The sequence below is a fragment of the Bradyrhizobium sp. Kon69 genome, from assembly GCF_055807515.1.
The window spans coordinates 1-253 of the sequence record NZ_JBVVOS010000470.1 but is presented as its reverse complement, the minus strand read 5'-3'; the positions used below and the strand labels follow the sequence as shown (position 1 = coordinate 253).

The following is a 253-nucleotide window of genomic DNA, read 5'->3' as shown; positions in this document are numbered from 1 at the left end:
GTGCAACCTCGGTCGAGATCAGGCCTTCGTTGATACCGACGATGCCGTACTCGAGCGCTTCGGCAACGCGCCAGACCCGTCCGATATCGCGGCCGTAGAAATAGGCCGCAAGTCCGAACTCGGTATCGTTCGCAAGGCGGATCGCTTCCTCTTCAGTCTTGAAGCGGAATACGGGCGCGACCGGGCCAAAAGTTTCCTCCCGGAAGATCAACATGTCCGGCGTGGCGTCCGCCAATACCGTCGGTTCAAAGAA

At 59.3% G+C, this 253-nt stretch carries 1 protein-coding gene; it reads right to left on the bottom strand.

The window, feature by feature from the left end:
* Positions 1-253 (bottom strand): aldehyde dehydrogenase family protein (locus AC0L3U_RS39850; RefSeq protein WP_473365189.1); only part of this gene is annotated, 253 nt, incomplete at both ends.